Here is a 17,880-nt window from a genome sequence, read left to right on the forward strand (position 1 = left end):
CGGTCTAACGGACGCGGCCATGAACCCGCGTTTCGAATTCTCCATCCACGCCACCGACGGCAAGGCGCGCACCGGCGTCATCAAGATGCGCCGCGGCGAGATCCGCACGCCCGCCTTCATGCCGGTGGGAACTGCCGCCACGGTCAAGGCGATGAAGCCAGAGAGCGTGCGCGCGACCGGCGCCGACATCATTCTGGGCAATACCTATCACCTGATGCTGCGCCCGGGCGCCGAGCGCGTCGCGCGTCTTGGCGGCCTGCACAAGTTCATGAACTGGGACCGGCCTATCCTTACCGACAGCGGCGGCTATCAGGTCATGAGCCTTTCCGACCTTCGCAAGATCACCGAGGAGGGGGTGACGTTTGCCAGCCACCTCGACGGTTCGCGGCACATGCTCAGCCCCGAACGCTCGATGGAGATCCAGCGCCTGCTCGGCTCCGACATCGTCATGTGCTTCGATGAATGTCCGAAGATCGACCAGCCGCGCGACGTGATTGCCCGCTCGATGGAAATGTCGATGCGCTGGGCGAGGCGCAGCCGCGACGGTTTTGACAGCGGCGGCGAACATGCCGCCAATTCCGCGCTTTTCGGAATCCAGCAGGGCGCCCTCGACGAAGGCTTGCGCAAGGTCAGTGCCGATGCCCTCGTCGATATCGGCTTTGATGGCTACGCGATCGGCGGCCTCGCCGTGGGCGAGGGGCAGGAAGCGATGTTCGCCACGCTCGAGTTTGCCCCCGGCCAGTTGCCTGTCGATCGGCCACGCTATCTTATGGGCGTGGGCAAGCCCGATGATCTCGTCGGTGCGGTCGAGCGCGGGGTCGACATGTTCGACTGCGTGTTGCCCACGCGCTCAGGGCGCAATGGCCAGGCCTTCACCTGGAATGGCCCGCTCAACATGCGCAACGCGCGTCATGCCGAAGATAACGGCCCCATCGACGAGCGCTGCAAGTGCCCGACCTGCGGCACTTACAGCCGAGCCTATCTGCATCACCTGATCCGCTCCGGCGAGATCCTGGGCGCAATGCTGCTGACCGAGCACAACATCTCGTTCTACCAGCAGCTCATGCAGACCATGCGCGATGCAATCGCCGAGAGCCGTTTTGCTGCCTTCGCTGCCGATTTCCGCCGGGATTACCTGAGAAAGTAATCGCGCCCGGGGCAGGCCCACGCGGACCCTGCGGCAAGTCTTTCGACCGTTCCCGTGCAGGTTTCGCGGGACAATGTCGCGCGGCTATGGACAAGGGCCGGCATCACCCGGACACTCCCCTGACCGGCATTTCCCACTCGAATCGGATTTTCCGGTGCCGGAGCAGCAGGACAGGGGGTGTTGTTCATGCCGACTATCGCGATCGTCAGCCAGAAGGGCGGCTCGGGCAAGACGACCATGGCGCTCCATCTGGCCACCAGCGCCGTCTATGCCGGCCGGGAAACCTGCGTCATCGACACCGATCCTCAAGCCACCTCCGCGACATGGGGTGACTGGCGGGGCGATTTCAAGCCGGAAGTCATGACCTGCCCGCCGGTACGCCTGTTCAGCACGATAGAGAAGGCGCGGCGCGGCGGCGCCGAACTGATCGTCATCGATACCCCGCCGCACGGGGACACGGCATCGCGTGAGGCGGTGCGCGTGGCCGATCTCGTCCTGATCCCGACCCGTGCCCGCGCCTTCGACCTTCATGCCCTCGAGGCGACAGCCGGGCTGATGTCCTATGCGCGCAAGCCGGCCTTCGTCGTCTTCAACGCGGTTCCTGCGCGGGCCACCCGCATGATCGAGGAAGCGACGAAGGCGGCCGAGGCAATGGGCCTGCAGGTCTGTCCGATCCAGTTCGGTGAAAGGGCTGCCTTTCACCGCTCCTCAGGCACGGGAGAGGTTGCCGCAGAGATCGAGCCGGACGGCAAGGCCGCGGGCGAAGTCGACGCCCTGTGGAAATGGGCATCGGGCCACATCACGTTGAAGCAACTTCCCGGCCAGGGAGCATAAGGCCCGTTTTCAGGCCGGAGCCTTGTGCAGTTCGGCGGCGCTGCCCTGTCTGGCGCCGCGCGCCTTCATGACCTCAAGCCGGGTGCCGACGTAGGCCACGAATCGGCCGGTTCTGGAATCGAGAAAGCCTGCCCCGATCTCGCAGGCGAAGCGCTTTGCGGTATCGAGATCGGGGTACCATTTGCCGGTGCGGTGGGGAGTGATGAAACGGTATCGCTGCATGACGATGGTCAAATGCGCGAAGTCTGCTTCAGTTTCCTGACAAGGGCTTCGAATCGTGTATTTTTTGAGGGTGTCTGCCCATGCGAAAAGGGCGGCCCCGAAAGGACCGCCCTCTTGCTGAATTCCGTTTCCGGAAAACCGTGACTTAGCGCGAGTAGAACTCGACGACCAGGTTCGGTTCCATCTTCACCGGGTAGGGCACTTCGTCGAGCGAGGGCACGCGAACGAAGGTGACCTTGTCGTTGCCGTCGGGCGCGACATAGTCGGGAACTTCACGCTCGGGCAGGCTCTGCGCTTCGATGATCAGCGCCATTTCCTTGGCCTTGTTGCCGAGGCTGACGACGTCACCGACCTTCACGCGACGCGAAGCGATGTTGCACTTCACGCCGTTGACGCGGATGTGGCCGTGCGAAACGATCTGGCGAGCCGCGAAGATCGTCGGCGCGAACTTGGCGCGGTACACGATCATGTCGAGGCGCTGCTCGAGCAGGCCGATCAGGTTCTGACCGGTGTCGCCCTTCATCTTCGACGCTTCCTGGTAGGTGCGCTTGAACTGCTTCTCGGTCACGTCGCCGTAGTAGCCCTTGAGCTTCTGCTTGGCGCGCAGCTGGATGCCGTAGTCCGAGAGCTTGCCCTTGCGGCGCTGGCCGTGCTGGCCCGGGCCGTAGCTGCGGCGGTTGACCGAGCTCTTGGGGCGACCCCAGATGTTCTCGCCCATGCGGCGGTCGAGTTTGTACTTGGCGCTCTTGCGCTTCGACATGTGTCGTCTCCGTTCTGCTTGTCGCCAGGCCACCTTGGCCAGCGATCCGTGTTGTCCCGGGGCGCACCAACCAGCCGTACTTCGCTGGTTGCGGCCGCCGCTTCACCGGGGTGCGGGGCCGAATGGACGGATCTGCCGAAACAGGCAGGCGCCATGTGAAGGCGTGGCCCTTACGGGGTTGTCAGGGAATGTCAAGCGCGCCGAGGCATTCGCGCGCGAAACCGGCTCAATCGCGCTTGCGCCGGGCGTCCTCCAGTGTGCTGAGAATGCCGCGCAAGGTGCGTACTTCCAGGTGATTCCAGCCCGGCTTGGTCAGCAGGTTGCGCAAGGTCAGGCGATTGGCCGCCGCGCGCGTTTCGGGCCAGAAATAGTTCTTGGTCTCCAGAAACCGCTCGAAATGGCCGATCAGGCCTTCCAGTTCGTCCTGCGGGGCAGGGGGGAGCAGCTCTTCTGCCGTCGGCTGTGCCAGATCGGCGCCCTTCGACCATTCGTAGGCGCACAGGATCACCGCCTGCGCCAGGTTGAGCGAAGCGAATTCCGGATTGATCGGAACGGTCAGAATTGCGCGGGCCAGCGCCACGTCCTCGGTTTCCAGGCCCGAGCGTTCCGGTCCGAAGACATAGGCGGATCGGCCCGGCGCGGTATGGATTTCGCGCGCAGCCTGCTCGGGCGTGACCACCGGCTTGGTGACGCCGCGCTTGCGAACGGTCGTTGCATAGACATTGGCGCAGTCGGCAACGGCCTCGGCGAGCGTTTCGTAAACCTGCGCTCCATCGAGTACCTGGTCGGCGCCGGCGGCCGCGGGCCCGGCGGAGGGGTTCGGCCAGCCGTCACGCGGCGAGACGAGCCGCATTTCGGTAAGCCCGAAGTTCAGCATTGCCCGCGCGGCCTTGCCGATGTTCTCACCCAGCTGCGGCCGTACGAGGACGATGACGGGCTGGTTGTCAGCCATTGGTGGAAGTTCCTTCATCATCGGCAACATCGCGCACGGTTCCGGCGAATTCCTCGAAGTCCCTGGCCTCGTTGAAGGCACGGTAGACCGAGGCAAACCGGATGTAGGCGACCGAATCGAGCTGGCGCAGCCCGTCCATCACCATTTCGCCGATTTCGCGGGAGGCCACTTCGGCTTCGCCCGAGGTTTCGATCTGGCGCTGCACGCCGGAAACGAGCTGGTCGATCTTTTCGCGGTCGATACCGCGCTTGCGGCAAGCCAGCGTGACCGATTGCTCGATCTTGGAGCGGTCGAAAGGCTCGCGCCGCGGCTCCTCGTTCTCGCCGCCGGTCTTGACCACGGTGATCTCACGAAGCTGCACGCGTTCGAAAGTCGTGAAGCGCGCGCCGCAGCTGGAGCACTGGCGGCGACGGCGGATCGCGGTGTTGTCCTCGGTCGGGCGGCTGTCCTTGACCTGGGAATCGTCGTGGGCGCAGAACGGACAGCGCATTTACGAGGGAACTTCCTTGAAAAGAGGGCGCGGTCAGTCGGGCCGGACGCGCTTGTAGAACTTGTATCCGGCACCTGCGGCAAGGCCGAGGCCGATCGATACGAAGGGCAGCATCGCGCCTGCAACCGCACCCATCGCCCCCCAGACCAGCACCGGCCTGGTCGAAGGATGGTCGAGACCGTCCTGGAGCATTCCGGCAAGCTCATGGCGCGCATCGCTGACGAAGCTGCCATTGTCCTGGGGGCGACGGGGGTCGGTCATCGTATCAGTCCTCGTAGATCGGGAAGCGGTCACACAAGGCTTCTACGCGTGCGCGCACGTTCTGTTCCACTTGCGCATCACCTTCTTCGCCGCACTTGGCCAGACCGTCGAGCACGTCGGCGACCATGTTGCCGATCTCGCGGAATTCCTCGACCCCGAAGCCGCGGGTGGTGCCCGCAGGCGAACCGACGCGGATGCCGCTGGTCTTCATCGGCGGCAGCGGGTCGAACGGAATGCCGTTCTTGTTGCAGGTGATGCCGGCACGCTCGAGCGCTTCGTCGGCGTCCTTGCCGGTCACGCCGAGCGGCGAGAGGTCGATCAGCGCAAGGTGCGTGTCGGTGCCGCCCGAGACGATCTCGGCGCCGCGTGCCTTGAGCGTTTCGGCAAGGGCCTTGGCGTTCTCGACGACCTTCTTGCTGTAGTCCTTGAAATCGGGACGCAGCGCTTCACCGAAAGCCACGGCCTTGGCGGCGATGACATGCATCAGCGGACCGCCCTGCAGGCCGGGGAACACGGCCGAGTTGATCTTCTTGGCCAGCGCCTCGTCATTGGTGAGGATCATGCCGCCGCGCGGACCGCGCAGGGTCTTGTGCGTGGTGGTGGTGGCGATGTGCGCGTGCGGGAACGGCGAGGGGTGCACGCCCGCGGCCACGAGGCCCGCGAAGTGCGCCATGTCGACCTGGAACAGCGCGCCCACGCTGTCGGCGATCTCGCGCATGCGCTTGAAATCGATCACACGCGGATAGGCCGAGCCGCCGGCGATGATCAGCTTGGGCCGGTGTTCCTTGGCGAGAGCCTCGACCTGGTCGTAGTCGATCAGGTGGGTGTCCTTGGTCACGCCGTACTGCACCGCGTTGAACCACTTGCCCGAAAGCGCGGCGCGCGCGCCGTGGGTGAGGTGGCCGCCGGCATCGAGGCTCATGCCCATGACCGTATCGCCCGGCTTGACCGTCGCGAGCAGGACTGCACCGTTGGCCTGTGCGCCCGAGTGGGGCTGGACGTTCGCGAAGCCGCAGTCGAAAAGCTGCTTGGCGCGTTCGATGGCCAGCGTCTCGACTTCGTCGGAAGGCTCGCAGCCCTGGTAGTAGCGCTTGCCCGGGTAGCCTTCGGCGTACTTGTTGGTGAGGACCGAGCCCTGCGCTTCAAGCACGGCCTTGGAGACGATGTTCTCCGAGGCGATCAGCTCGATCTGCTTGCGCTCGCGCTTGAGTTCCTTGCCGATGGCCTTGGCGACGGCAGGATCGCTGTCCGCGATCGTGTCGGTGAAGAAGCCGGGGGAACGGATGGCAGTTTCGACGGTCATGTTCGTTGGACCTCTTCGGATCAGCTTTTGGGGTTGGAGAGTTTCTCGACGCGCCCGGCGTGGCGACCACCGCCGAATTCGGTCGAGAGGAATGCGTCCAGGCAGGCCTTGGCCATGTCCTCGCCGGTCAGGCGTGCGCCCATGGCGATGACGTTGGCATCGTTGTGCTCCCGCGCGAGGGCGGCCGACAGCGGCTCCGAGACGAGCGCGCAGCGGCACTTGGGATCGCGGTTGACGGCGATCGAGATGCCGATGCCCGAACCGCACAGCGCCACGCCAAATTCGGCGGTGCCGTCGGCAACGACCGAGGCGAGCTTGTAGCCATAGTCGGGATAGTCGACGCGGTCTGCGGTTTCAGGGCCGAGGTCTGCGACTTCGTGGCCGAGATCGATGAGGTATTCGCGCAGCGTCGCCTTGAGGTCGACGGCGGCGTGGTCGGATGCGATGGCGATGCGCATGTTCGTTCCGTGGCAGTTCCGGGAATCGGGTTCGCGACGCGCCTTAGTGCGATACGCCCCGGAAGGCCACCGCAATAAGACCTCGGCGGTGACATGGAGTGTCCGGCGGGATTTGGCAAGAACGGGCCGGGATGAGGACTTCTCCGGATCGGCCTCGGAACTACCGGCGAGTTCGGCGTGTTGGGTAGGGGTATCGCAAACCCAGTCCGGAGGACACGACCTTGGCCGACGAAACCATTCCCCCCACGACCACCGATGCCGGCATTCGCGTCCAGAGCGACGAGCATTCCCTGACTGTGGGACGCGACGGGCCGATCGTACTCAATGACCATTATCTGCTTGAACAGATAGCGAATTTCAACCGGGAGCGCATTCCCGAGCGCCAGCCCCATGCCAAGGGCAGCGGGGCCTTCGGTCATTTCGAGGTGACCAATGACGTCTCGCGCTACACCAAGGCGAAAGTCTTCCAGCCCGGCGCCAGGGCCCAGACCTTGGCCCGCTTCTCTACCGTTGCAGGTGAGCGCGGCAGTCCGGACACCTGGCGCGATCCGCGCGGCTTTGCCGTAAAGTTCTACACCGAGGACGGCAATTTCGACATGGTCGGCAACAACACGCCGATTTTCTTCATACGCGATCCGATGAAGTTCCAGCACTTCATCCGCAGCCAGAAGCGCCGCGCCGACAACGGCCTTCGCGATCACGACATGCAGTGGGACTTCTGGACGCTTTCACCGGAAAGTGCGCATCAGGTTACCTATCTCATGGGCGACCGCGGCGTACCGAAAACCTGGCGAGAGATGAACGGCTATTCCAGCCACACCTACTCGCTGGTCAATGCCTCGGGTGAGAAGTTCTGGGTGAAGTTCCACTTCAAGACCGATCTCGGCGACGGGAATGCCTACCTTTCCCAGGATGAGGCCGACGAGATGGCGGGAAAGGACGGCGACTTCCATCGGCGCGACCTGTTCGATGCCATTGCGCGCGGCGACCATCCGAGCTGGACGCTCTACTGGCAGGTCATGCCGTTCGAGGATGCGAAGACCTATCGCATCAATCCCTTCGATCTCACCAAGGTCTGGCCGCATTCGGACTATCCCCTCATCGAGGTCGGCAAGCTCACGCTTGACCGCAATCCAACCGATTTCCATACCGAGATCGAGCAGGCCGCGTTCGAGCCCAACAACATGGTGCCCGGCATCGGCCTGTCTCCCGACAAGATGCTGCTCGCACGCGGGTTTGCCTACTCCGATGCCCATCGCGCGCGACTGGGCGTGAACTACAAGCAGATTCCGGTGAACAAGCCGCAGTGCCCGGTCTTCAGTTATTCGAAGGATGGGGCAGGACGTACCGAGAACGTGTCCGATCCGGTCTATGCGCCCAACAGCTACGGCGGTCCGGCCGCGCAGCCCGACCTCTCCGGCGAAGCGGGCCTGTGGTACGCGGACGGGGAAATGGTGCGCTCGGCCTATACGCCGCGCAAGGATGACGACGATGTCAGCCAGCCGCGGGCGCTCATCCGCGACGTGATGGACGATGCCGCGCGCGCAAGGCTCGTGATGAATATCGTCGGCCACCTGTGCGACGGGGTGTCGGAGAAAGTTCTCACGCGCGCGTTCGATTACTGGAAGGCCATTGACGCGGAGACCGGTGAGAAAGTCGAAAAGGGCGTGCGCGAGAAACTGGGCGGCAAATCCGAGGCACCCGGAATGGCCTCGGCCGAAGCGATCGCGGAGCAAGAGCTCGCCGAATAATCGGCCTTTCCCGCATGAAGAAGAAAAGCCCCGCTTCGGCGGGGCTTTTTTGTGGATTGCGGACAAGAAAAACCCCGCCGAAGCGGGGCTTTTCCGTCATTACTGGTCCAGGAACGAGCGCATCTTGCGACTGCGACTCGGGTGCTTGAGCTTCCTCAGCGCCTTGGCCTCGATCTGACGGATACGTTCGCGGGTCACCGAGAATTGCTGGCCGACTTCTTCCAGCGTGTGATCGGTGTTCATGCCGATGCCGAAGCGCATGCGCAGCACGCGTTCCTCACGCGGGGTGAGGCTGGCAAGGACGCGGGTGACCGTTTCCTTGAGGTTCGCCTGGATCGCCGCGTCCACCGGGATGATCGCGTTCTTGTCCTCGATGAAATCGCCCAGGTGCGAATCTTCCTCATCGCCGATCGGCGTTTCGAGGCTGATCGGTTCCTTGGCGATCTTCATCACCTTGCGGACCTTCTCGAGCGGCATCGAGAGACGCTCGGCCATTTCTTCCGGCGTCGGCTCGCGGCCCTGCTCGTGCAGGAACTGGCGGCTTGTGCGCACCAGCTTGTTGATCGTCTCGATCATGTGGACCGGGATACGGATGGTGCGGGCCTGGTCCGCGATCGAGCGGGTGATGGCCTGTCTGATCCACCAGGTCGCGTAAGTCGAAAACTTGTAGCCGCGGCGGTACTCGAACTTGTCGACCGCCTTCATCAGGCCGATGTTGCCTTCTTGAATCAGGTCCAGGAACTGCAGGCCGCGGTTGGTGTACTTCTTGGCGATCGAGATCACCAGGCGCAGGTTCGCTTCGACCATTTCCTTCTTGGCGATGCGCGCCTCGCGCTCACCCTTCTGGACCATGTTGACGATGCGGCGAAACTCGGGGAGCGCCATGCCGGTGGCAGCGGCGATGTCCGAGATTTCCGAACGGATGCGCTCGACCGAATCGGCCTCGTTTTCAGCGAAAGCGGCCCACTTCTTGTCCTTCCTGGACATTTCCGGGAGCCAGCTGTCGTCGAGTTCACGGCCGACGTAAGTGTTCAGGAAGTCTGCACGCTTGACCTTGTGCCGCTCTGCAAGGCGCAGCATCTGCCCGCCCAGCGTCGTCAGGCGGCGGTTGAAGGCGTAAAGGTTGTCGACCAGATACTCGATCTTGGTCGCGTGAAACTGCACCGATTCCACCTGCGCGGTCAGTTCCTCGCGCAGCTGCTGGTAGTGATCTTCCTTGGCGGTCGGGAAGTCGATTCCGAGCGCGAGAGCGTCCAGACGCTCCGACTGCAGCTTTTCGAAAGCCTGGAACAGCTCGGTGATTCGCGCGAACTTCTCGAGCGCTTCGGGCTTGAGGGCAGCTTCCATCTGCGCGAGGCTGAGGGTGTTGTCTTCCTCGTCCTCGTCGCGCTGGCGTTCGCTGCGGCCTTCGCCGTCCTCGCCTTCCTCACCGTCAGCCGACTCTTCTTCTTCCTCGTCGTCGTCTTCCTTGTACGAGGGGCCCGCGGTGGCTTCGCTGATCTCGCCGTCGTCGTCGCTCTCGCCGTCCTCGTTGAGGCTTTCGGGCGCAGGCTCCTTCGAGAGCATGGCGTCGAGATCGAGGATCTCGCGCAGTTGCATTTCACCGTTGTTGAGCGCTTCGGACCACTGGATGATGGCGTGGAAGGTGATCGGGCTTTCGCACAGGCCCAGGATCATCATGTCGCGGCCGGCTTCGATGCGCTTGGCGATGGCGATTTCGCCCTCACGGCTGAGCAGTTCGACCGCGCCCATCTCGCGCAGGTACATGCGCACCGGATCGTCGGTACGCTCGACCGTTTCCTTTTTCTTCGTCTCGGCGACCATCTTGGGCGCCGATTCGTCCGAATCGACTTCTTCGACGTCGTTATCGTTATCGTTATCGTCGTCGCTCTGGCCGTCCTCGTCGCTCTCGACGATGTTGACGCCCATCTCGGAGATGGCCGCCATGATGTCCTCGATCTGCTCGGACGACATCTGGTCCTGCGGCAGGGCCTCGTTCAATTCGTCGTAGGTGATCACACCGCGGCGCTTCGCACGCGCGATCAGCTTCTTGATCGAAGCTTCGTTGAGATCGATCAGCGGCGCGTCGGTGCCGTCGTTCTTGTCGCCGCTGCTGTCGTCGTTTCTGCTCATTCCACCGCCGTTTATTCGTGCCGAACACCTCGATTATACAATCAGGAGCCCGCCTGTCTTGTCGCCATTTGCCTGAGGCGACTGTCAAATTCCAGCTTTCTCTTGAGCAGGCGCTGCTGCTCGGCAAAGGCCTCGTCGGACAACTCGCTTTCAAACCGCGTAGTCGCTTGGGCCAGAGCCGCCTCCAGAACCGGACGCTCAACCAAGAGATCAATGGCCTGCGCCAGATCGGATACCGCCTGTTGCTCGTTTGCTTCCGGATGGAGAAAACTGAAACGAAGGCCTGAATATTCTGCGGTTCCGGGCGGCTGCAAACCATTTTCCGTCAATATGGTGCCCAGCGCGCCGCTTTCAAGCGCGTCTTCGGCATCGCAGCAATCGAGCAGGGCCTCGAAGCGCGGATCGAGGCCGGGCGTGCGGGCCAGGGCCTCGGCATGGCGGGCCAGTTGCGAAGGCCAGCGGATCAGGCCGGCAAGTACTGCAGCCGAAAGTGCATCGCGTGCCCCGCCGCCTGAGCCTGCGTCGAAACGGCGCTTGAGCCGGTCAATCGATTCGGGGCTGGAGGGGACCGGGGCAGGGCGCCCGTTCCACTTGCCGCGCGGTCCGGAGCGGGTGAACCCGCCGCCCTTCTGTCCGCCGCCCTGCCAGCGATTCTCGCGGCGCGGGAATGCGAACTCGGAATAGCGGTCGAGCAATTCGCGGCGATAGAGGCTGGCGATGTCGGGGTGCTGGATCGCCTCGACATGCTCGATCAGGCGAGCCTTCAGGCCGGCCTTGTCCTCGGGGGTGACTAGGGGGTGCGAATCGCATTCGAATTCCCAGAGTACTTCGACGAGGCTGCGCGCGCCCTCGAGGATCTCTTCCAGGGCCCTTACTCCGCGCGCCTTGATCAGGTCGTCCGGGTCGAGGCCCTCGGGCAGGCGCACGATGCGCAGCGAATGGGCGGGGCGGAGCAGGGGCAGGGCGCGCGAAATCGCCCGCATTGCAGCGCGCTGGCCCGCGGTGTCGCCGTCGAAGCACAGGATCGGCGTTTCGACCTGGCGCCAGAGCATTTCGATCTGGTGTTCGGTCAGCGCCGTGCCGAGCGGGGCGACGCATTCGCCGATGCCTGCCGCAGCCAGCGCGATGACGTCCATGTAGCCTTCGACGACGATCATCCTGCCGCTCTGGCGTGCCGCAGGCGCGGCGCGGTGCAGGTTGTAGAGCGTGCGGCCCTTGTCGAAGAGCGGGGTATCGGGTGAATTCAGGTACTTGGGGGCGTCCATCTTCTCCTTGGTGAGAATGCGGCCGCCGAAAGCGATGACGCGGCCGCGCGCGTCCTCGATCGGAAGCATCAGGCGCCCGCGGAAGCGATCGTAGGGATCGCGGTTCTCCACGGCGATGCGCAGGCCCGCCTCGATCAGCATCGGTTCGGGGAACTTGTCGAGCGCTTCCTTCATCGCCTGCCGCCCTTCCGGGGCATAGCCGAAGCCGAAACGGGCGACGGTATGGGCATCGAACCCGCGTGTGGCGAGGTAGGCGCGGGCTTCCTCGCCCTGGGGCGAGGACAGGTTCTGCACGAACCAGTCCTGGGCCGCATGCATCACGTCATGCAGCGTGTCGCGCTTTTCCGCGGCCTTGGCGGCGCGCGGGTCGGGGGCTGGCACGTCCATGCCGGCTTCGGCCGCGAGTTCCTTCACGGCATCCATGAAGTCGAGGCCCTGGTGGTCGGTCATCCAGCGAATCGCGTCGCCATGGGCCCCGCAACCGAAGCAGTGATAGAAGCCCTTTTCGTCGTTGACGGTGAAGCTGGGCGACTTCTCGTTATGGAAGGGGCAGCACGCCTTGTGCTCGCGACCTGCCTTCTGCAGGCGCACGGAGCGGCCGATCAACGCCGAGAGCGTCGTTCGGGACCTGAGCTGGTCTAGCCATTGCGGTGTGAGCACGGAGCGTGCCGCCGTTTCCTGTGAAGCCCGTCAGCTCAGCGCCGCCTTAACCCAGCCGCTGGCCTTGCCCATGTCGAGCTGGTTGCCGTGGCGCGCCTTCAGTTCGGCCATGACCTTGCCCATGTCCTTCATGCCTGCCGCGCCGGTTTCGGCCTTGATCGATTCGATCGCGGCCTTCGTTTCGTCTTCGGACATCTGCGCGGGCAGGAACTCTTCGATCACCACCAGTTCGGCGCGTTCGTCGGCGGCACGTTCGGGGCGTCCGCCGTCCTCGAAGAGTTGAATCGATTCGCGGCGCTGCTTCACCATCTTTTGCAGCACCTCGATGACGAGGTCGTCGTCTTCCGGTTTCTTGTCGACGGTGCGAAGCTCGATGTCGCGGTCCTTGAGCTTGGCAAGGATGAGTCGCACGGCGGCAAGGCGCGGCTTGTCGCCGGCTTTCATCGCGGAAATCTGCGCGGCCTTGATCGAATCACGAAGCATTGTTTTTCTTTTGTCCTGAGGTTGGCGATTAGATTAGCGTATAAAACTAGCAAGACGCGCGCCAATTTGCACCCGCTGCCTTGACGCGCTGCACAAGCGTCTCTAGCGCGTGGGCCTTAGCACTAAACGTTAGAAACGCCGTAAACGGAGCGACCCACCATGGCCGACGCCGCATTTTCGCTTGCGCCCAAACCGGAAGGGGCAACAGGCGTGCTTGTCTTGAGTGACGGGCACGTCATCTGGGGTCGTGGCTTCGGCGCTGTCGGCAATGCCGTCGGCGAAGTCTGCTTTAACACCTCGATGACCGGTTACCAGGAAGTGATGACCGATCCTTCCTATGCCGGACAGATCGTCACCTTCACTTTTCCCCACATCGGCAACGTCGGCGTCAACGACGAGGATCTTGAATCCAGGGTCGATAGCGCTGTCGGTTGCGTCGTCCGCGAGGACGTCACGCCTTCGTCTAACTTCCGCGCGGAAGGCGAGTTCGGCGATTGGCTCGCAGCCAAGGGCAAGATCGGCCTTGCCGGTGTCGATACCCGCGCCCTGACCCGCCGCATCCGCTTGTCGGGCGCGCCCAATGCAGTGATCGCGCACGATCCCAAGGGCGAGTTCGATATTCCGGCGCTGATCAAGAAGGCGCAGGAGTGGCCGGGCCTCGAAGGCATGGACCTTGCCAAGATCGTCAGCCGCGAACACCAGGAGGGCTGGGAAGGCTCTACCTGGACGCTCGGCCAGGGTTACGGCCGCTCGCCGCGCGACGAACGGCCGCATGTCGTCGCGATGGATTTCGGCGCCAAGGACAACATCTTCCGCAACCTGGTGAAGGCCGGCGCGCGCGTGACGGTGGTTCCCGCCGAGGCGACGCTGGAGCAGGTGCTCGAGCTGAAGCCCGAAGGCGTGTTCCTTTCCAATGGCCCGGGCGACCCGGCGGCGACCGGCAAGTATGCCGTTCCCGTCATCCAGGGCCTGCTTGAGCGCGACGTGCCGATCTTCGGCATCTGCCTGGGTCACCAGATGCTGGCGCTCGCCGCCGGTGCCAGCACATCGAAGATGCACCAGGGCCACCGCGGCGCCAACCACCCGGTCAAGCGCCTTGCCGACGACGTCGTAGAGATCACCTCGATGAACCACGGCTTCGCGGTCGACAATGCAACGTTGCCCGATACCATCGAAGAGACTCACGTCTCGCTGTTCGACGGTTCGAACTGCGGCATCGCGATCAAGGGCAAGAAGGCGTTCGGCGTCCAGTATCACCCCGAGGCAAGCCCGGGGCCGCAGGACAGCTTCTACCTCTTCGAGAAGTTCGTGGGCTCGCTGGCTTGAAGGCTGGCCTCGCCCTTCTGGTCGGCGCGGCCGGCCTGCTTGCGGGATGCGAAGCGCCTCCCGTCAAGCCGGCATTGAGCGATGCCGATTTCAAGGTTGTTTCCGACAAGTGCGGTGTAACCGCAGCGTCGATCAGCCTGAAGGGCGATGAAGTCTCGTTCGAGCCGCGCAGCCCGGCGGACCGAAGCCGGGCTGCCTGCGTGTTCAAGGCGATCCGCGAACGCTTCCCGGCGGCGCGGATCGGCATTCAGGATGCGGCCGATGGGAAATCGCAGGACACTTCGAACGGAGTGACCTCATGATTACCGGCGTTTCGCAACCAATCGTTTCCTGCGATTACGGACAGGCACATGGTCCGGCAGTCGCAGGAACAAGAACCAAGGTCGGAGCCGAAGACCTGCCCTGACAGGTCCCGGCATCCGGCAACCCGGTCGCCTCAGGGCGGCTTTAACTGTAAGCACACTTCCAAGGCAGGAAACCCATGCCCAAGCGCACAGATATCTCCTCGATCCTCGTCATTGGTGCCGGTCCCATCATCATCGGCCAGGCGTGCGAGTTCGACTACTCGGGCACGCAGGCGATCAAGGCGCTCAAGGAAGAGGGCTACCGAGTCATCCTCGTGAACTCGAACCCGGCCACGATCATGACCGACCCGGACATGGCCGATGCGACCTATGTCGAGCCGATCACGCCCGAGATCGTCGCCAAGATCATCGAGAAGGAACGCCCCGATGCGGTTCTGCCGACGATGGGCGGGCAGACCGCGCTCAACTGCGCGTTGGCCCTGTTCAACGACGGCACGCTCGAGAAGTACGGCGTCAAGATGATCGGCGCCGATGCCGATGCCATCGACAAGGCCGAGGATCGTCAGCGCTTCCGCGAGGCGATGGACAAGATCGGGCTCGAATCCGCACGCTCGGGCGTCGCCCATACGCTCGAAGAGGCCTACGCAGTGCTTGAGCGCACCGGGCTTCCCTCGATCATCCGCCCCAGCTTCACGCTTGGCGGTACCGGCGGCGGCGTTGCCTACAACAAGGCAGAGTTCGAAGCGATCGTCCGCTCGGGCCTCGATGCCTCGCCGACCACCGAAGTGCTCATCGAGGAAAGCCTGCTGGGCTGGAAGGAGTACGAGATGGAGGTCGTGCGCGACAGGCACGACAACTGCATCATCATCTGCTCCATCGAGAACGTCGATCCGATGGGCGTCCATACCGGCGACTCGATCACCGTCGCCCCGGCGCTGACGCTGACCGACAAGGAATACCAGATCATGCGTACCGCCTCGATCGAGGTGCTGCGCGAGATCGGCGTCGAGACCGGCGGTTCGAACGTGCAGTTCGCGGTGAACCCGAAGGACGGCCGCCTCATCGTCATCGAGATGAACCCGCGCGTCTCGCGCTCCTCGGCGCTGGCGTCGAAGGCCACCGGCTTCCCGATCGCGCGCGTCGCTGCAAAGCTGGCAGTGGGCTACACGCTCGACGAGATCATGAACGAGATCACCGGGGCCACGCCGGCCTCGTTCGAGCCGACCATCGACTACGTCGTGACCAAGATCCCGCGGTTCGCCTTCGAGAAGTTCAAGGGTTCCAAGCCCGAACTGACTACGGCGATGAAGTCGGTCGGCGAAGTCATGGCGATCGGCCGCAACATCAAGGAATCGATGCAGAAGGCCCTGCGCGGCCTCGAAACCGGCCTCGACGGCTTCAACCGCGTGCCGGAACTCGAAGGGGCAGGGCGCGACACGATCACTGCGGCGCTTTCCAAGGCGACGCCCGATCGTCTGCTCAACGTCGCCCAGGCGATGCGCGAAGGCTTCAGCGTGGATGAGATCCACGCGATCACTTTCTACGACAAGTGGTTCCTGCGCCACATCGAGGAAATCATCGCCGAAGAGGCGAAGGTCATGAAGGACGGCCTGCCGATCGACGCGGCCGGCATGCGCCGTCTCAAGTCCATGGGCTTCTCTGACAAGCGCCTTGCCACGCTGGCGGTGCGCTCGGTCCATGTCGCAGGCGGTCTCGGCGAGACCCAGGCGAAGCGCTCGGGTCTTCTCCATGACGCCCTGCGCGCCATGGCAGGCGCAACCAGCGAGGACGAAGTGCGCCAGCTGCGTACCAAGCTCGGCGTCCACCCGGTGTTCAAGCGGATCGATTCCTGCGCGGCCGAGTTCGAGGCGATCACGCCCTACATGTACTCGACCTACGAGGCGCCGTTCTTCGGTGAGCCCGAGGACGAGGCGATGCCGTCGGACCGCAGGAAGATCGTCATCCTCGGCGGCGGTCCCAACCGCATCGGCCAGGGCATCGAGTTCGACTACTGCTGCGTCCATGCCTGCTTCGCGCTCGACGATGCCGGCTATGAGACGATCATGATCAACTGCAATCCCGAGACCGTTTCGACCGACTACGACACCTCGGACCGTCTCTACTTCGAGCCGCTCACGGCTGAGGACGTGCTGGAAATCCTGCGCGTCGAGCAGCAGAAGGGCGAACTCGTCGGCGTCATCGTGCAGTTCGGCGGGCAGACTCCGCTCAAGCTCGCCGATGCGCTCGAGAAGGCGGGCATTCCGATCCTGGGCACGTCGCCCGACGCTATCGACCTTGCCGAAGACCGTGAGCGGTTCGCCGCGCTGGTCGAGAAACTCGGCCTCAAGCAGCCGCTCAACGGCATTGCCCGCAGCCGTGACGAGGCCGTCGCGGTCGCAAACCGCATCGGCTATCCGGTCCTGACCCGTCCCAGCTACGTGCTGGGCGGCCGCGCGATGGAGATCGTCGACAGCGAACAGCAGCTCGACGACTACATCGCCACCGCCGTGCAGGTCTCGGGCGATAGCCCGGTGCTGATCGACCAGTACTTGCGCGATGCCATCGAGTGCGACGTCGATGCGCTGTGCGATGGCGATCAGGTCGTTGTCGCAGGCGTCATGCAGCACATCGAGGAAGCGGGCATCCATTCAGGCGACAGCGCCTGCACGATCCCGCCCTACAGCCTGCCCGACGAGATCATCGAAGAGATGGAACGTCAGGCAGAAGCCCTCGCCAGAGGCCTTGGCGTGCGCGGACTGATGAACGTCCAGTTCGCGGTCAAGGACGGTGAGGTCTACCTCATCGAAGTGAACCCGCGTGCCTCGCGTACCGTGCCTTTCGTCGCCAAGGCCATCGGCCAGCCGGTCGCCAAGATCGCCGCGCGCGTCATGGCGGGCGAAAAGCTGGCCGACTTCCCGCCGTTCAAGCGCAAGCTGGACTACTTCGCGGTCAAGGAAGCGGTGTTCCCCTTCGCGCGTTTCCCCGGCGTCGATCCCGTGCTCAGCCCGGAAATGAAGTCGACCGGCGAAGTCATGGGTATCGACACGGACTATCCCACCGCCTTCGCCAAGGCACAGCTCGGCGCGGGCATGCGCCTGCCGACCGAGGGTACCGCGTTCGTTTCGGTGAAAAACAGCGACAAGCCGTACATCCTGCCTGCCGTGCGCAAGCTGGTGGACGAGGGCTTCCGCATCATCGCCACTTCGGGCACGCAGAAGTACCTCGCCGATGCGGGTATTCCGGTCGAAATGGTGAACAAGGTGGCCGAAGGGCGTCCGCACATCGTCGACAAGATCATCGACGGTGAGATCTCTTTGATCTTCAACACCACCGAGGGCTGGCAGAGCCTGAAGGACTCGCAGTCGATCCGCGCTTCGGCGCTGACGGCCAAGGTCTCGATCTTCACCACAGCCGCTGCGAGCGTGGCTGCAAGCGAGGCAATTGCGACGATTCGCGGGAGCCAGCTTGAAGTGCGCTCGTTGCAGGATTATTATAACTGAAATCGATCTTGCCTCCCCACATCGCTGCAG

Annotated in this window: 16 protein-coding genes; 6 read left to right on the forward strand and 10 right to left on the reverse strand. The window is 63.8% G+C overall.

The window, feature by feature from the left end:
• Positions 1-19: 19 nt before the first annotated feature.
• On the forward strand, positions 20-1,147 hold the full coding sequence (gene tgt, locus PP1Y_RS18300) for a tRNA guanosine(34) transglycosylase Tgt (RefSeq protein WP_013833556.1): 1,128 nt from the start codon (positions 20-22) through the stop codon (positions 1,145-1,147).
• Between the two features lie 186 nt (positions 1,148-1,333).
• Positions 1,334-1,981 carry a ParA family protein gene (locus PP1Y_RS18305; RefSeq protein WP_013833557.1) on the forward strand — a complete coding sequence of 216 codons (648 nt, stop codon included), beginning with the start codon at positions 1,334-1,336 and terminating at the stop codon, positions 1,979-1,981.
• A gap of 9 nt (positions 1,982-1,990) precedes the next feature.
• Here PP1Y_RS18305 and PP1Y_RS18310 read toward each other — a convergent pair whose 3' ends face one another.
• From PP1Y_RS18310 to rpiB, 7 genes are all read right to left on the reverse strand, one after another.
• Complete coding sequence (locus PP1Y_RS18310) at positions 1,991-2,215, reverse strand: hypothetical protein (RefSeq protein WP_007010963.1); 225 nt, start codon at positions 2,213-2,215, stop codon at positions 1,991-1,993.
• A gap of 133 nt (positions 2,216-2,348) precedes the next feature.
• The gene (rpsD, locus tag PP1Y_RS18315) at positions 2,349-2,963 is read right to left on the reverse strand and encodes a 30S ribosomal protein S4 (RefSeq protein WP_007010962.1); all 615 of its coding nucleotides are present in this window, start codon (positions 2,961-2,963) and stop codon (positions 2,349-2,351) included.
• 226 nt (positions 2,964-3,189) lie between these two features.
• Positions 3,190-3,915, reverse strand: coding sequence for an RNA methyltransferase (locus tag PP1Y_RS18320; protein WP_007010961.1), 726 nt, complete (start codon positions 3,913-3,915; stop codon positions 3,190-3,192).
• On the reverse strand, positions 3,908-4,405 hold the full coding sequence (gene nrdR, locus PP1Y_RS18325) for a transcriptional regulator NrdR (RefSeq protein ID WP_013833559.1): 498 nt from the start codon (positions 4,403-4,405) through the stop codon (positions 3,908-3,910). Before nrdR ends, PP1Y_RS18320 begins: the two co-directional genes overlap by 8 nt.
• A 33-nt stretch (positions 4,406-4,438) precedes the next feature.
• Positions 4,439-4,666, reverse strand: coding sequence for a hypothetical protein (locus tag PP1Y_RS18330; protein WP_041558988.1), 228 nt, complete (start codon positions 4,664-4,666; stop codon positions 4,439-4,441).
• 4 nt (positions 4,667-4,670) lie between these two features.
• Positions 4,671-5,969: a serine hydroxymethyltransferase gene (gene glyA, locus PP1Y_RS18335; protein ID WP_013833560.1), complete on the reverse strand. Its 1,299-nt coding sequence runs from the start codon at positions 5,967-5,969 to the stop codon at positions 4,671-4,673.
• Between the two features lie 20 nt (positions 5,970-5,989).
• Positions 5,990-6,427, reverse strand: coding sequence for a ribose 5-phosphate isomerase B (rpiB, locus tag PP1Y_RS18340; protein ID WP_013833561.1), 438 nt, complete (start codon positions 6,425-6,427; stop codon positions 5,990-5,992).
• Between the two features lie 221 nt (positions 6,428-6,648).
• On the opposite strand from rpiB, the gene PP1Y_RS18345 reads away from it, so the two are divergent.
• Positions 6,649-8,178, forward strand: coding sequence for a catalase (locus tag PP1Y_RS18345; protein WP_013833562.1), 1,530 nt, complete (start codon positions 6,649-6,651; stop codon positions 8,176-8,178).
• A 99-nt stretch (positions 8,179-8,277) separates the two neighbouring features.
• Here the strand turns inward: PP1Y_RS18345 and rpoD are convergent, their stop codons facing one another.
• Genes rpoD through PP1Y_RS18360 form a run of 3 tightly spaced genes read right to left on the reverse strand, consistent with a single transcriptional unit; the run spans position 8,278 to position 12,719 of the window.
• Positions 8,278-10,311 carry an RNA polymerase sigma factor RpoD gene (rpoD, locus tag PP1Y_RS18350; RefSeq protein WP_013833563.1) on the reverse strand — a complete coding sequence of 678 codons (2,034 nt, stop codon included), beginning with the start codon at positions 10,309-10,311 and terminating at the stop codon, positions 8,278-8,280.
• 41 nt (positions 10,312-10,352) lie between these two features.
• Positions 10,353-12,236, reverse strand: a complete 1,884-nt coding sequence (gene dnaG / locus PP1Y_RS18355) for a DNA primase (protein ID WP_013833564.1) — start codon at positions 12,234-12,236, stop codon at positions 10,353-10,355.
• A gap of 30 nt (positions 12,237-12,266) precedes the next feature.
• Positions 12,267-12,719: a GatB/YqeY domain-containing protein gene (locus tag PP1Y_RS18360; RefSeq protein WP_007010953.1), complete on the reverse strand. Its 453-nt coding sequence runs from the start codon at positions 12,717-12,719 to the stop codon at positions 12,267-12,269.
• A 159-nt stretch (positions 12,720-12,878) separates the two neighbouring features.
• On the opposite strand from PP1Y_RS18360, the gene carA reads away from it, so the two are divergent.
• From carA to carB, 3 genes are all read left to right on the forward strand, one after another.
• Positions 12,879-14,045 (forward strand): glutamine-hydrolyzing carbamoyl-phosphate synthase small subunit, encoded by a 1,167-nt coding sequence (carA, locus tag PP1Y_RS18365; RefSeq protein WP_013833565.1) that lies wholly within the window; start codon positions 12,879-12,881, stop codon positions 14,043-14,045.
• Complete coding sequence (locus PP1Y_RS18370) at positions 14,042-14,347, forward strand: hypothetical protein (protein WP_013833566.1); 306 nt, start codon at positions 14,042-14,044, stop codon at positions 14,345-14,347. Before carA ends, PP1Y_RS18370 begins: the two co-directional genes overlap by 4 nt.
• A 179-nt stretch (positions 14,348-14,526) precedes the next feature.
• A complete protein-coding gene (carB, locus tag PP1Y_RS18375; RefSeq protein ID WP_013833567.1) occupies positions 14,527-17,850 on the forward strand; it encodes a carbamoyl-phosphate synthase large subunit in 3,324 nt (1,107 codons plus the stop codon).
• Positions 17,851-17,880: the final 30 nt, after the last annotated feature.

The sequence above is a fragment of the Novosphingobium sp. PP1Y genome (assembly GCF_000253255.1).
Classification (GTDB): Bacteria; Pseudomonadota; Alphaproteobacteria; order Sphingomonadales; family Sphingomonadaceae; genus Novosphingobium.